This is a genomic window from Pseudomonas sp. (assembly GCF_035497915.1).
In the GTDB taxonomy this organism is placed as follows: Bacteria; Pseudomonadota; Gammaproteobacteria; order Pseudomonadales; family Pseudomonadaceae; genus Serpens.
In genome coordinates, this window is sequence record NZ_DATJCS010000014.1 from 101264 (window position 1) to 115801 (window position 14538).

13 protein-coding genes are annotated in these 14538 nt (G+C 68.3%); 4 read left to right on the forward strand and 9 right to left on the reverse strand.

The genetic code is table 11. From position 1 onward, the window contains the following. Positions 1–103 precede the first annotated feature (103 nt). The 3 genes from hldE (at position 104) to VL129_RS05085 (ending at position 4252) form a co-directional block, all read left to right on the forward strand. Complete coding sequence (gene hldE / locus VL129_RS05075) at positions 104–1525, forward strand: bifunctional D-glycero-beta-D-manno-heptose-7-phosphate kinase/D-glycero-beta-D-manno-heptose 1-phosphate adenylyltransferase HldE (protein ID WP_325410734.1); 1422 nt, start codon at positions 104–106, stop codon at positions 1523–1525. Positions 1526–1756: 231 nt separating this feature from the next. Then, a complete protein-coding gene (locus VL129_RS05080; protein ID WP_325410736.1) occupies positions 1757–3037 on the forward strand; it encodes an acyl-CoA dehydrogenase family protein in 1281 nt (426 codons plus the stop codon). Positions 3038–3046: 9 nt separating this feature from the next. Beyond that, positions 3047–4252 (forward strand): acyl-CoA dehydrogenase family protein, encoded by a 1206-nt coding sequence (locus VL129_RS05085; protein ID WP_325410738.1) that lies wholly within the window; start codon positions 3047–3049, stop codon positions 4250–4252. 177 nt (positions 4253–4429) lie between these two features. Here VL129_RS05085 and VL129_RS05090 read toward each other — a convergent pair whose 3' ends face one another. The 9 genes from VL129_RS05090 to nudF all read right to left on the reverse strand — a co-directional run bounded on the left by VL129_RS05090 (position 4430) and on the right by nudF (position 13629). Further along, positions 4430–5110: a PqiC family protein gene (locus VL129_RS05090; protein ID WP_325410753.1), complete on the reverse strand. Its 681-nt coding sequence runs from the start codon at positions 5108–5110 to the stop codon at positions 4430–4432. Positions 5111–5265: 155 nt separating this feature from the next. After that, a complete protein-coding gene (gene parC, locus VL129_RS05095) occupies positions 5266–7518 on the reverse strand; it encodes a DNA topoisomerase IV subunit A (protein WP_325410740.1) in 2253 nt (750 codons plus the stop codon). Between the two features lie 9 nt (positions 7519–7527). Beyond that, entirely contained in the window at positions 7528–8052 is a 525-nt protein-coding gene (locus tag VL129_RS05100; protein ID WP_325410742.1) for a retropepsin-like aspartic protease family protein, read from the reverse strand. Beyond that, the gene (locus VL129_RS05105) at positions 8049–9005 is read right to left on the reverse strand and encodes an esterase-like activity of phytase family protein (RefSeq protein WP_325410755.1); all 957 of its coding nucleotides are present in this window, start codon (positions 9003–9005) and stop codon (positions 8049–8051) included. Before VL129_RS05105 ends, VL129_RS05100 begins: the two co-directional genes overlap by 4 nt. Positions 9006–9028: 23 nt before the next feature. Continuing rightward, on the reverse strand, positions 9029–10918 hold the full coding sequence (gene parE / locus VL129_RS05110; RefSeq protein ID WP_325410743.1) for a DNA topoisomerase IV subunit B: 1890 nt from the start codon (positions 10916–10918) through the stop codon (positions 9029–9031). A gap of 15 nt (positions 10919–10933) precedes the next feature. Continuing rightward, on the reverse strand, positions 10934–11539 hold the full coding sequence (locus VL129_RS05115; RefSeq protein WP_325410744.1) for a YqiA/YcfP family alpha/beta fold hydrolase: 606 nt from the start codon (positions 11537–11539) through the stop codon (positions 10934–10936). Positions 11540–11644: 105 nt separating this feature from the next. Then, positions 11645–12460: a 3',5'-cyclic-AMP phosphodiesterase gene (gene cpdA / locus VL129_RS05120; protein WP_325410745.1), complete on the reverse strand. Its 816-nt coding sequence runs from the start codon at positions 12458–12460 to the stop codon at positions 11645–11647. A 102-nt stretch (positions 12461–12562) separates the two neighbouring features. After that, positions 12563–13009: a DUF1249 domain-containing protein gene (locus tag VL129_RS05125; RefSeq protein WP_414705135.1), complete on the reverse strand. Its 447-nt coding sequence runs from the start codon at positions 13007–13009 to the stop codon at positions 12563–12565. A 2-nt stretch (positions 13010–13011) separates the two neighbouring features. Then, entirely contained in the window at positions 13012–13629 is a 618-nt protein-coding gene (gene nudF, locus VL129_RS05130) for an ADP-ribose diphosphatase (protein WP_325410749.1), read from the reverse strand. Between the two features lie 132 nt (positions 13630–13761). On the opposite strand from nudF, the gene VL129_RS05135 reads away from it, so the two are divergent. Then, complete coding sequence (locus VL129_RS05135) at positions 13762–14478, forward strand: RsiV family protein (RefSeq protein ID WP_325410751.1); 717 nt, start codon at positions 13762–13764, stop codon at positions 14476–14478. Positions 14479–14538 lie beyond the last annotated feature (60 nt).

Here is a 14538-nt window from a genome sequence, read left to right on the forward strand (position 1 = left end):
CCGTCAAGCGTAGTCCAGGCCTGCTACGGGCTGAGTGTGCCGCTATGGCCGTTTCCGCGCTGTGTTAGAATCCGCGCATTTTTCGCCTGCCTCCGGAGTGTCCATGCACCTGTCCATGCCCCGTTTTGACCAGGCCGCCGTGCTGGTGGTCGGTGATGTCATGCTCGACCGCTACTGGCATGGCGGCACCTCGCGCATCTCGCCCGAGGCGCCGGTGCCGGTGGTCAAGGTCGAGCACCGAGAAGATCGCCCGGGTGGCGCGGCCAACGTGGCGCTGAACATCGCCGCCCTGGGCGCGCCGGTCCGCCTGGTCGGTGTCACCGGCGAGGACGAGGCGGCCCACTGCCTGGACCAGAGCCTGACGGCCGCCGGCGTGGTCACCTGCTTCCAGCGCATCGGCGACCAGCCGACCATCGTCAAGCTGCGCGTCATCAGTCGCAGCCAGCAGCTACTGCGCATGGACTTCGAGGAACCCTTCAATACCGACACCGCCGCGCTGGCCGCCGAGGTCGAGCGGCAGCTAGCCGGCGTGAAGGTGCTGGTGCTGTCCGACTACGGCAAAGGCGCGCTGCAGAATCACCAGGCACTGATTCAGGCCGCCCGCGCGCGCAACATCCCGGTGCTGGCCGACCCCAAGGGCAAGGATTTCTCCATCTATCGCGGTGCCAGTCTGATCACCCCCAACCTCTCCGAGTTCGAGGCGGTCGTCGGCCACTGCGCGGACGAGGCCGAGCTGGTGGCCAGAGGCAGCCGGCTGATGGCCGAGCTGGAGCTGGGCGCGCTGCTGGTGACCCGCAGCGAGCATGGCGTGACCCTGCTGCGTCCGGATCAGCCGGCGCTGCACCTGCCGGCGCGTGCCCGCGAGGTGTTCGACGTCACCGGCGCCGGCGACACGGTGATCTCCACCCTGGCCGCCGCGCTGGCGGCCGGCGAGGAGCTGCCCCAGGCCACGGCGCTGGCCAACCTGGCGGCCGGCATCGTGGTCGGCAAGCTGGGCACCGCCGCCATCAGCGCACCGGAACTGCGTCGCGCCGTCCAGCGCGAGGCGGGTTCCGAGCGCGGCGTGCTGTCCCTCGACCAGTTGAAGCTGGCCATCGAGGATGCCCGCGCCCAGGGCGAGAAGATCGTCTTCACCAACGGCTGCTTCGACATCCTGCATGCCGGCCATGTGACCTACCTGGAACAGGCCCGCGCCCAGGGCGACCGCCTGATCGTCGCGGTCAACGACGACGCCTCGGTGACCCGCCTCAAGGGGCCGGGCCGCCCGATCAACGCCGTCGACCGGCGCATGGCCGTGCTGGCCGGCCTGGAAGCGGTGGACTGGGTGACCAGCTTCGCCGAGGACACGCCGGAGAACCTGCTGCGCGAGCTGTTGCCGGATGTGCTGGTCAAGGGCGGCGACTATGGCATCGAGGGTGTGGTCGGCGCCGACATCGTCCGCGCCCATGGCGGCGTGGTGAAGGTGCTGGGGCTGGTGGAAAACAGCTCGACCACCGCGATCGTCGAGAAGATTCGCCAGAAGTGATCGCCAGCCTGGAATGCCGGTAGGCTTTCGGGCGGGCCGCAGCCAGAAGCTCGCGGACGAGTCCGCTCCCAGGAGTTCGTGCGGGGGCTTGCTGGCCATTGTGGGAGCGGACTTGTCCGCGCTGCCTTGCCGCGCATGCCGATCCGCCAGCCGCTGCCGGCGCCAGGGTCATAGGCTGCCTCCGGCTCCCTGAGCATCATCCCGGTTCCGCGCCGAATCGGGACGATACCCATGACCACCACGCTCCAGGGCCACGCCCTGGCCCTGCTCAATCGCCTGGCCCGCGCCGACTGGCCGGACCGATTCAAGTTACGCAAACCGCTGGAAGGCCTCCTGCTGCGTGGCAGTCGTGCCGGCTTCCGGCTGGCCACCCGCCGGCCATCCCTCGTGCCCACCCGGCCGCTGCTGAGCGGGCCGGCGGAGCTGTTCGACCTGTCGCTGAGCGAGGAGCAGCAGCTGCTACGCGACCTGCTCGCCCCGTTCGCCGCCGAGGTCATGCGTCCGGCGGCGCTGGAAGCCGATGCTCAGGCTGCCCTTCCCCCGGCGCTGCAGGCGCAGGCAGCCGTCCTCGGGCTGGCGCATTACGGCGTGCCGGAGTCCATGGGCGGGCTGGCCGGTGGCCCCACGGCGCTGACCACGGCCTTGCTGGCCGAGACCCTGGCCCATGGAGATCTGTCCCTGGCCGCCGCCTTGTTGCAGCCGCTGTCGGCGGCCCATTGCCTGCGCCGTTGGAGCAGTGCCGAGCAGCAGCAACGCTGGTTGCCGGCCTTGCTGCAGGAAGATGCACCGCACTATGCCCTGGCCATCAACGAGCCGCAGGTACTGGCCGATCCCGCACGGCCCGCCACCCGCGCGCGCAAGCGCGGCGGGCAGTATCGGCTCGATGGCGAGAAGTGCCTGGTGCTGCAGGGTGGGCACGCCGAGTACCTGATCGTCTCGGCCCAGTGCAGCGACGGCCCGGCGCTGTTCCGGGTGCCGACCGACGCTGACGGGCTCTCGCGCCGGCCGGAGCCCGCCATGGGGCTGAAGGCCTGCGCCACCACCCGCATCCGCCTGCATCGGGTGAAGGTGGAGCGCGATGCCCGGCTTGCCGGGCGCGGCTTCGATCATCGGGCTTTCCTCGATCTGTCCGCCCTCGGCTGGTGCGCCCTGGCAGTGGGCACCTGCCAGGCGGCTCTCGATTACGTAATCACCTACTGCAACGAACGCCACGCCTTCGGTGAGCCAATTAGCCATCGCCAGGGGGTGGCGTTCAGCATCGCCGACCTGGCCATCGAACTGGAGGGTATGCGCCTGATGCTCTGGCGGGCCTGCGCGCGTGCCGACCGGGGGCTGGATTTCCAGGAGCAGGCCTGGCGTGCCCGGCTGTTCTGCGGCGAACACGCCCCGCGCATCGGCAGTGCGGCGGTGCAGCTGCTGGGTGGGCACGGCTTCACCCAGGAACACCCGGTCGAGCGCTGGTACCGGGATCTGCGCGCCGTGGGCGTGCTCAACGGCGCCATGCAGCTCTGAGGATCGGCCATGTATCTGGAAACTCCGCGAAAATTCCGCGCGCTGGTCAACCAGGCGCACCAGGTGGCGGCAAACTACCTGCGTCCGCTGTCGCGCACCTACGACCGCGCCGAGCATGCCTATCCCAAGGAATTGGACATGCTCGCCGCCTTGCTCGACGGCATGAATGCCGCCTCGCCGGATGCCGTGGGAGCGGGCGCGGCGGGCAAGCGTAGCGAGGGCGCTGCCGACGGCGTACGCAATGGCGGCAACCTGTCCGCCTGCCTGGCGGTGATGGAAATGTGCTGGGGCGATGTTGGCCTGCTGCTATCCATGCCGCGCCAGGGGCTGGGCAATGCCGCCATCGCGGCGGTGGCCAACGAGGAACAGCGCCAGCGCTTTGCCCATGTCTGGGCCGCCATGGCCATCACCGAGCCCGGCTGCGGCTCCGACTCGGCGGCGATCCGCACCACGGCGATCCGCGACGGCGACCACTATGTACTCAATGGCGAGAAGATCTTTGTCACCGCCGGCGCGCGGGCCGATGCGGTGGTGGTCTGGGCGACCCTGGAGCGCAGCCAGGGGCGGGCGGCGATCAAGTCCTTCGTGGTGGAAAAGGGTACGCCGGGCATGAGCGTCACCCGGCTGGAGAAGAAGCTCGGTATCAAGGCCTCGGACACCGCGTCGATCAGCTTCCAGGATTGCCGGGTGCCCGCTACCAACTTGCTCGGCAGCCCCGAGATCGATGCGCAGAAGGGCTTTGCCGGGGTGATGGAGACCTTCGACAACACCCGGCCGCTGGTCGCCGCCATGGCGGTGGGACTGGCGCGGGCATCCCTGGATCGCAGCCGCGCGCTGCTGGAACAGGCCGATTGCCGCTTCGATCACCGGCGCCCCCTGCTGGAGCTGAAACACGCCGAGGCCTGCTGGCATCGCTACGAAGCGGAGTGGGAGGCGGCGCGGCTACTCACCCTCAAGGCGGCGTGGATGGCCGATAACCGCCTGCCGAACTCGAAGGACGCCTCGATTGCCAAGGCCAAGGCGGGCCGCATGGTGGGCGAGGTGACCCTTGGCTGCGTGGCGCTGGTGGGTGCGCTGGGCTATGGCGAGGATGAGCTGCTGGAAAAGTGGGCGCGCGACGCGAAGATCCTCGACATCTTCGAGGGCACCCAGCAGATCCAGCAACTGATCATTGCGCGCCGGCTGCTCGGCAAGAGCTCCGCCGAATTGAAGTAGGGCCACGTAGGATCGTTGTTCCTGGCCGCCAGGAGCCTGCGCACGGCGGCCGGAAAGGCGCCGACCGTCCTACGGATCGGCGCCGGGCGTAGGGTAGTCAACGCAGCGCGTTGGCCACCCTGAAGAGCACTGCAACGGTGACCGGCAATGGGCGGCGCCGGCCCTCGCGGCCCAGCCTTAGAACCGATAGATCTCCACGTCGGTGCGGATCGGCTCGACGGTGGGGATCTGCGGTGCCTGCGGCTCGCTCGGGCGTACCTTGCGGGCGGCGACGATCTGCCGCGACAGCGGTTCGATGGCGCCGGCGAGCTGCTCGGCCAGTTGCTGCAGCAACTGGCTCTGGGCGCGGATCTGGTCGGCGGTGCTGCCCTGGTGGGCCGCCTCCAGGCGCACCAGGCGGCTGTCCCGCAGCTTGCCGCTGCGGTCCAGCAGCCGCCACTGGCCCTCCAGCACGGCCGGCTTGTCCGGGCCGGAGTCCAGCCGGGAAATGCTCAGGCGTACCTCGATGTCCGGTTCGAAGCCGGCGGCCGGTTCCAGGGCGACGCGTTGGCCGCTCAGCCGACCGGCCAGGCGTTGCAGCATGACGTTGTCGATGTTGTCGCCCAGGTTGCCGGCCCAGCGGGCGTCCCGGTCGGGCATCAGGGTGCCGTCGAGCTGACGTTGCAGCACGGCATCGCTCTGGTTGAGGTAATCGGCAATGTCCACCGGTTCGAGCAGGACCATCAGCCCGGAGGACTTTTCCTTGAGTGTCGGACTGCCGCTGTCCAGCTGATAGAGCACGGGCGGTCGGCTGATACAACCGCCCACCGTCAACAGCCCCATCACCAGCGACAGCGCCGCAAAGCGCATGTACTTCATCATTCACCCGCAGGCCGCCAAGGGGCGGCCGGATTGGCAGCAGCTGGGCCGGCTGGTTCGCCGGCCCGTGATTCTAATGTGCGGTCAGGTCGCCTCACGCACAGGGCGTGTACGGCGCGCGCCGCTTGGTGCGGCGCATTCTCCCAGCACTACCCTCAGATTTCCACCTGCAGTGCGTCGACCCGCTGGAACCCGCGCGGCAGCTTGTTGCCGCGTCGGCCCCGTTCACCCTGGTAATGGGCCAGATCCTCGCCCTTGAGCGTCAGGGTGCGCTTGCCCGCCTGCAGCACCAGGTTGGCGCCTTCCGGCAGCACGGCCAGCGCGGTGATGTACTCCTCGCGGGACGCCACGCGGTCGGCGGGAATGCTGATCAACTTGTTGCCCTTGCCCTTGGGCAGCTGCGGCAGTTCGGCGATGCGGAACAGCAGCAGACGGCCATCGGTGGTGGCCGCCGCCAACCAGTCCTGCTCGCGATTGGTCAGCGGCAACGGCGGCAGTACCTTGGCGCCAGCCGGCAGGGTGAGCAGCGCCTTGCCGGCCTTGTTCTTGGCCTGCAGGTCGTCGCCCTTGGCCACGAAGCCGTAGCCGGCATCCGAGGCCAGTACATACAGCGCCTCGTCTTCCGGCAGCATCACGCATTCGAAGCTGGCGCCGGGCGGCGGGGTGAGGCGACCGGTGAGCGGCTCGCCCTGGCCGCGTGCGGAGGGCAGCGAGTGGGCGGCCAGCGAATAGCTGCGGCCGCTGCTGTCGATGAACACCGCGTACTGGTTGGAGCGGCCCGGCGCGGCGGACTTGAAGCTGTCGCCGGCCTTGTAGGACAGCCCAGCGGCATCCACCTCGTGGCCCTTGGCGCAACGCACCCAGCCCATTTCGGAGAGCACCACGGTGACCGGCTCGGACGGCAGCAGCTCGGTTTCCGACAGGGCGCGGGCCTCGGCGCGTTCGATGATCGGCGAACGGCGCGCGTCGCCGTAGGTCTCGGCGTCCTCCAGCAGTTCCTTGCGCACCAGCTTCTTCAGCTTGGTCTCGCTGCCCAGCAGGGCCAGTAGCTTGTCGCGTTCCTTGGCCAGCTCGTCCTGCTCGCCACGGATCTTCATTTCCTCCAGACGGGCCAGCTGGCGCAGCTTGGTGTCGAGGATGTAGTCGGTCTGCAGGTCGCTGAGGCCGAAGCGTTCCATCAGCACCGCCTTGGGCTGGTCCTCGCTGCGGATGATGGCAATCACTTCGTCGAGGTTGAGGAAGGCGACCAGCAGGCCTTCCAACAGGTGCAGGCGCTTCTCGACCTTGTCCAGGCGGAACTGCAGGCGGCGGCGCACGGTGCCGATGCGGTAGGTCAGCCATTCGCTCAGCAGGGTGCGCAGGTCCTTGACCTGCGGGCGGCCGTCCAGGCCGATGACGTTCATGTTCACCCGGTAGCTGGATTCCAGCTCCGTGGTGGCGAACAGGTGACGCATCAGGTCTTCCACGTCCACGCGGTTGGAGCGCGGAATGATGACGATGCGGCAGGGGTTCTCGTGGTCCGATTCGTCGCGCAGGTCGGCGACCATCGGCAGCTTCTTGGCCTGCATCTGCGCGGCGATCTGCTCCAGCACCTTGGCGCCGGACACCTGGTGCGGCAGCGCGGTGATCACCACGTCGCCGTCCTCGACCCGGTACACGGCTCGCATACGCACCGAGCCGCGGCCGGTTTCGTACATCTTCAGCAGGTCGGCGCGCGAGCTGATGACCTCGGCCTCGGTGGGGAAGTCCGGGCCGGGCACGTGTTCGCACAGCTGCGCCACCGTGGCGTTCGGCTCGTCGAGCAGGCGCACGCAGGCGGTGGCCACTTCACGCAGGTTGTGCGGCGGCACGTCGGTGGCCATGCCTACGGCGATGCCGGTGGTGCCGTTGAGCAGCAGGTTGGGCAGGCGCGCCGGCAGTACGGCCGGCTCGTCGAGGGTGCCGTCGAAGTTGGGCACCCAGTCGCTGGTGCCCTGGCCCAGTTCGGACAGCAGCACCTCGGAATAGCGCGACAGGCGCGCCTCGGTGTAACGCATGGCGGCGAACGACTTGGGATCGTCCGGCGCGCCCCAGTTGCCCTGGCCGTCCACCAGCGTGTAGCGGTAGCTGAACGGCTGGGCCATCAGCACCATGGCCTCGTAGCAGGCCGAGTCGCCGTGCGGGTGGTACTTGCCGAGCACGTCGCCGACGGTGCGCGCCGACTTCTTGTGCTTGGAATCGGCGTTCAGGCCCAGTTCGCTCATGGCATAGACGATGCGGCGCTGCACCGGCTTGAGGCCGTCGCCGATGTGCGGCAAGGCCCGATCCATGATCACGTACATGGAATAGTTCAGATAGGCCTGTTCGGTGAACTCGGCGAGGGAGCGGCGCTCCACGCCATCCAGGCTGAGGTCGAGGGTTTCGCTCATAGTCGGGCCCTAGTTTGAAAAGTACTGGCGCAGCAGCAGGGTGCCGTCGCGCTGCGTGAATTCGAGTTGGCGCAGGGCGCTCATGCCCAGCAGCACCTGGTCGTTGCCCATGCCCGGCGCGATCAGCGCGCGCACGTCGGTGAGCACGATGTCGCCCAGTTGCAGGCGTTCCAGGCGCGTGCGATTGCCGGTGGCGCGGCCGTTGGCGGTGAGCAGCTCGATGGGCGCGCCGCGCTCCAGGCCGAGTTGCTCGACCAGCGATTCGGGCACAGCCACGTCGGTGGCGCCGGTATCGAGCAGGAACAGCACCGGCTGGCCGTTGATGCGCCCGCTGGCGCGAAAATGGCCCTGACCGTCGCCCTGCAGGCTCACCTCGATATGGTTGGCGCTGTGCAGCGAGGCCGGCGCCGGATTGGGGTTGTAGCGCGATTCCTCCCACTGGGCGAAGAAGCGCGTGGCCAGCAGCATGCCGGCGCCCCAGGCGAGCAGCAGCATGATGCGCCCGAGGCGCTTGCCGGGCGGTGCGCCGCTCATGGCGTCGCCTCCCAGCCGCCTTCCGGCGCGGCGAAGTACCAGAGCAGCGGACGGCGCTCGCCGTCGCCACGCGCCAATTCGCCGTTGTCGATCAGCACCCAGGCGCCCTTGGCGTCCAGCCACAGGCCTTCCGCCACACCGTGCGGTGCACCATAGCGGCGCTGCTCGCCGAGCGTGACATCGGCGAACGACCAGCAGCGCTCGGCCTGCCCGGTATACAGCGAACGGCGGCAGATCTGGTGGGCCATGCGCTCCAGGGTGAACAGGCGTTCCTGATGGAAGGCCAGGTCGCTGAAGTCCAATGGCTGCGGACGGGTCAGGCCGCTCTGTGGCGGTGGCGGCTCGAAGCCGCCCTCGCTGAGCAGCAGGCAGCCGCCGTTGCAATGCCAGTCCGCCTGCTGGCGATGCAGCACCAGCAGACCGCGCCGCTCGCGCTCGGCGGCCAGCCACAGGCGCTGGCTGGCCGGGTCCACGGCGATGCCTTCGAGAAACGCGTTGTGGCGCTGCAGCAGGCCGGCGCCGCGCGCCTGGTCGATCAGCGCCGGCGGCAGCTTCAGCCAGCGGGGCGGGCCGACCGGGGGAATCCGCAGCACACCCAGGCGGCTTTCGCTGAGCAGGTAGCGATTGCCGCTGCCGTCGCAGCTGATGCCCTCGAAATCCAGCATGCCGCCGCGCACCCAGCCGATCAGCAGCTGGCCCTGGCGCAGACCCCAGGGCAGGCCGGAGGGCGGTGGCGGTGGGGCGCTGAAGCGTTCCTCCTCGACGGACCAGCTCTGCTCGCCGGGCACCAGGCGATACAGGCGATCGTCGTCGCGGTCGGAGACCGTCCAGAAACCATCGCCGCACCAGGCCAGCCCGGACAGGTTGCCGTGCGGCACGCCATCGACGGGATGTTCGGCCTGCAGTCGCAGCTGTTCGAGTCCGCCGGCCTGGGCGCCGGTGGCCAGCAGCAGGCCGGCGAGCAGCCAGTCGCGGATCAAGCCACGACCTCGGCCAGGTTGCCCTTGGCTTCCAGCCAGTTCTTGCGGTCGCTGGCGCGCTTCTTGGCCAGCAGCATGTCCATGATTTCGCTGGTCACGGCAAAATCGTCCAGGGTCAGCTGCACCAGGCGCCGGGTGTTGGGGTCCATGGTGGTTTCGCGCAGCTGCGGCGGGTTCATCTCGCCCAGGCCCTTGAAGCGGGTGACCTGCGGCTTGCCGCGGCGCTTCTCGGCGGAGAGGCGTTCAAGGATGCCGTCACGCTCGGCCTCGTCGAGGGCATAGAACACCTCCTTGCCCAGATCGATGCGGTACAGCGGCGGCATCGCCACGTAGACATGCCCGGCCTCCACCAGCGGGCGGAAGTGCTGGACGAACAGCGCGCACAGCAGGGTGGCGATGTGCAGGCCGTCGGAGTCGGCGTCGGCGAGGATGCAGATCTTGCCGTAGCGCAGCTGCGACAGGTCGTCCGAGCCCGGGTCGAGGCCGACGGCCACGGCGATGTTGTGCACTTCCTGGCTGGCCAGCACTTCGCCGCCATCCACTTCCCAGGTGTTGAGGATCTTGCCGCGCAGCGGCAGGATCGCCTGGAACTCCTTGTCGCGCGCCTGCTTGGCGCTGCCGCCGGCGGAGTCACCCTCCACCAGGAACAGTTCGGCGCGCTTCGGATCCTGGCCGGCGCAATCGGCCAGCTTGCCGGGCAGCGCCGGGCCCTGGGTGATCTTCTTGCGCTCGACCTTCTTGCTGGCCTTCAGGCGCCGGCCGGCGTTGCTGATGGCCAGTTCGGCCAGTTGCAGGCCCTGCTCGGGATGGGCGTTGAGCCACAGGCTGAAGGCGTCCTTGACCACCCCGGAGACGAAGGCGGCGGCCTCGCGGGACGACAGGCGTTCCTTGGTCTGCCCGGAGAACTGCGGCTCCTGCATCTTCATCGACAGCACGAAGGCGATGCGCTCCCAGATGTCCTCGGGGGCCAGCTTGACGCCGCGCGGCAGCAGGCTGCGGAACTCGCAGAACTCGCGCATGGCGTCCAGCAGGCCCTGGCGCAGGCCGTTGACGTGGGTGCCGCCCTGCGCGGTGGGGATCAGGTTGACGTAGCTTTCCTGCACCGCGTCGCCGCCTTCGGGCAGCCACAGCAGCGCCCATTCCACGGCTTCGCGTTCGCCGGCCAGGTTGCCGTAGAACGGTTCCTCGGGCAGGCGCAGGAACTCACTGACCGCGTCGCTCAGGTAGGTGCGCAGGCCGTCCTCGTAGCACCATTCGATGCGTTCGCTGGTGTTGCGGTCCTCGAAGACCACCGACAGGCCGGGGCAGAGCACCGCCTTGGCCTTGAGCACGTGCTTGAGGCGGCTGACCGAGAACTTCGCCGAGTCGAAGTACTTGGCATCCGGCCAGAAGTGCACGCTGGTGCCGGTGTTGCGCTTGCCCACCGTGCCGATGATCTCCAGGTCGCTGGCCTTGAAGCCCTCGGCGAAGGTCATGCGGTACTCGTTGCCGTCGCGGCGCACCCGCACCTCCACCTGGGTGGAGAGCGCGTTCACCACGGAAATGCCCACGCCATGCAGGCCGCCGGAGAACTGGTAGTTCTTGTTGGAGAACTTGCCGCCGGCATGCAGCTTGGTGAGGATCAGCTCCACGCCGGGCACACCTTCCTCCGGGTGGATGTCCACCGGCATGCCGCGCCCGTCGTCGATCACCTCCAGCGAGTTGTCGGGGTGCAGGATGACCTGCACCGATTTCGCGTGGCCGGCCAGCGCCTCGTCGACGCTGTTGTCGATGACTTCCTGGGCCAGGTGGTTGGGGCGGGTGGTGTCCGTGTACATGCCCGGGCGCTTGCGCACCGGATCGAGGCCGGAAAGGACTTCAATGGCGTCGGCGTTGTAAGTGGCCATGGGCTCTCTTGTTCGTCAAAGATCGGAAAAGTCGTGGTCGCGCCACAGGCTCGAAGCGAAGCCGGCGAAGGCGAACAGGGCCGGCAGTTGTTGGGAAAACCCCTGATAGCTGTGGTCGCCGCCGGGCTGGATGCGCAGCGCGCAGGCCCGGTACCAGGCCTGGGCCTGGCGGTAGTCGAGGGTCTCGTCGCCGGTCTGCAGCCACACCTGGAAACGTTGCGGGTCCTGCGGCGGGGCGACCTCCAGTTCGGCCAGCGCCTGGATGTGCTCGTGGGTCAGCTGCCAGGTTTCGCCGCTGTACAGGTTCTGCTGCGCGCCCAGGTAGCCGTCGAAGCGCGTGTGGGGCAACACGGCGGGGTTGATCAGCAGGGCCTTCAGCCCGTGGCGCTCGGCCAGGTGCGTGGCGTAGTAGCCGCCCAGCGAGCTGCCGATCAGCAGCGGCGCGCCCAGTTCGGCGATGGCCTGTTCGCACTGTGCGATGGCCAGGCGCGGGTGGTGATGCAGGGCTGGAACCCGCAACTGCTCGGCGATGCCCAGCCGCTCGCAGGCGCGCACCAACTGGCGGGCCTTCTTCGAGGACGGCGAGCTGTTGAAGCCATGCAGATAGAGGAGGCTGGGCATGCGCGCGGTCGATAACGGATGTCTGGTGGGTGGGCAAGGCTAAAGCGCACTGGCACGCGCTGCAAGCCGGGCTCGGTGCTGCCTGTATCGGCCGGACCGTGACGCTCAATAGCCCCGCACGTTGTAATCGATATCGAAGGCGATATCGGCCACCCGAGAGACGCCGGTTTCCAGGCCGCCGTCCGGGTGCAGGCGCAACCAGCGATAGCCCGGCGCCTGGTCGCCGACCTTGAAGTGTTCGCTGCCCGGCGCGAACTGCACGCAGGTGGAGGGCGAGCCCAGCAAACGCACGCCGTTGCGCATGCGGTCGAATTCCTGATGGACGTGTCCCCAGAGCAGGGCGCGCACCTGCGGCCGGCTGTCGAGCACGGCGAACAGCGCCTCGGCATTGTCCAGGCCGATACGATCCATCCAGGCGCAACCGATCGGCACCGGGTGGTGATGCAGGCAGATCAGCGCCGGGCGTTCGGGTTGTTCATCCAGTGCGCGGGCCAGCAGATGCAGCTGGTCATCCAGCAGATGGCCATGCACGGCATCGGGCACGGCGGTATCCAGCAGCACGATGCGCCAGGCACCGCAGTCCGCCACCGGGTCGAGCAGCGCACCGCCCCGGGCCAGCTCGCGCAGCGGATCGTGCAGGTCATGATTGCCCGGGAAGGCGCGCAGCGGCGCGGGAATCCGCGCGGTCATGCCCAGGAAGGTCAGGTAGGAGGCGCGCGAGCCGTCCTGGGACAGGTCGCCAGTGGCCAGCAGCAGGTCGATGTGGGGCTGCTCGGCCAGCACCCGGTCGATGACCAGGGTCAGGCTGTCGGCGGTGTTCATGCCCAGCAGGCGCCCGCCGGGATCGGCGAACAGATGGCTGTCGGTCAGTTGAACCAGCACTACCGGGGTGTCCGATGTGGAATCAGTCAGGCTCGGCAAAGGCGTGCGCTCTCGTGCAAGGGAATCGGGATTATCGAGATGCGCACGGGTACCGGCAAACCCGAAAATCGGAAGTGGTTCACACCATGGGTGGCGAAATCGTTACAGAACCGGCTCCAGTTCATGGCCGAGGGCCTGGCAGTGACTCAGCCATTCCCCGAGGAACAGGTTGAGCTGGGTCTTTTCGTCCGGCTGGTGCATCGCCTCGTTGGGATAGGGATAGCGGCCCAGGAAGCGGCGCGACTCGGCCGCGCCGACGACCTCGGCCATGCGCGCGTCGTGGTACACGCGCACTTCCAGCTGCGGTGCCGGCAGCCAGGGCAGGCCGTTTTCCTGGCGTACGCGCAGGCTGGTGGTGTAGGGGCAGTTCTCCAGCACATCCACCGCCAGTACGCCGAGCAGGTGTTCGCCCTGGCTCAGCGCCACGCGGCGCGCACGCGGGCTGCCGGCGCGCATGTCCGGCAGCAGCTTCATCAGTCGCTGGTAATTGGCTTCGCAGCTGGCCTGCAATTCGCACAGGTCGACCCGATAACGTTCGCGTCCGGTCACCATCAACTCCAGGCGCCCCGCACTTCGTCACGATTGAGCGCCAGCCACTGCAGGGCGATCAGGCTGGCGGCGTTGTCCATCAGGCCGTCCTTGAGGGCCTGCAGGGCGTGCGCGTAGGACAGCACATGCACGCGGATATCCTCGCCTTCCTCGGCCAGGCCATGCACGCCGCCGGCGGCGCTGCTGTCGCAGCGGCCCAGGTACAGGTGCACGCGCTCGTCGGAACCGCCGGGCGAGGGGAAGTACTCGGTGATCGGCCAGAGGCGGTCCAGGGTCAGGTCGGCTTCCTCGATGGCTTCGCGACGCGCCACCTCCTCGGGCTGCTCGCCTTCCTCGATGAGACCGGCCACCAGTTCCAGCAGCCAGGGGCTGGTCTTCTTGTCCAGCGCGCCGACGCGGAACTGTTCGATCAGCACCACCTCGTCGCGCACCGGGTCGTAGGGCAGCACGCACACGGCGTCGTGGCGCACGAACAGCTCACGGCTGATCAGCGGGCCCATCGCACCGGAGAACTGGCGATGGCGCAGCTGCAGGCGGTCGAGACGGTAGAAGCCGCGGAAGCAGTGTTCGCGGCGCACGACTTCGACCGCGTCGGCATCGGCCTTGAAGAAATCGGACATGGGGGTACATCCAGATAAAGGGAAACGCTGACGATCATCCTAGCGTGCCACGGGGCGCGCCGCAGCCACTTTGCCGATGAGCGTTGGCGTGCCAAGCTGAAGCCTCCTCAGCGCCGGTCAAGGGATCTGCCCATGTTCAAGCGTCTTCTGCCCGCCAGTTTCACCCTCTTGAGTGCCTGCCAGCTGCTGCCGTTCGGCGATCAGGCGTCCTATGAACGACAGGCCTGGGAACAACGCCCGGCCGGCTGCCAGGGAGAGGCCTGCCCGCTGGTCAATATCGACACCCTGCATTTCCCCGACGAGCCGGTGCTGAACCGGCTGATCGAGCGGCGCCTGCTGGAAATGACCCGGCTGCATGCCGGCGATCCCTTGCCGGCCTCGCTGCGCGCGTACCAGCACAGCTACCTGCGCAGCGCCGAGCCCGAGCAGACCAGCTACCTGCAGGCGCAGGTGCGCGAGCAGCATGGCGGGCTGATCATCATCGAACTGTCCAGTTACCAGTACACCGGCGGTGCCCACGGCCTGCCCGGGCGCGGCTTCATCATCTACGAGCGGCGCGGCGACCGTGAGCTGCAGCTGGCGGACCTGCTGCTGCCCGGCCAGGAGGCGGCGTTCTGGAAGCTCGCCGCCGAGGCACACCAGCGCTGGCTGGTGGAAAAGGGCCATGCCCAGGACAAGGAATTCGTCGCCTTCTGGCAGTTCCAGCCGACCCGCAACATCGCCCTGCTCAGTGACCGGGTGCTGCTCAAGTACGACGTGTACAGCCTCGCGCCCTATGCCAGTGGCCATCCGGAGCTGAACATTCCCAAGGAGAAGCTGCGCGGCGTTCTGAAACCGCAGTATCTGTAGGGCGATCAGCGTCGGCTGGCTTTTGGCATATACGTAGGAGCGGCTTCAGCCGCGATGGGG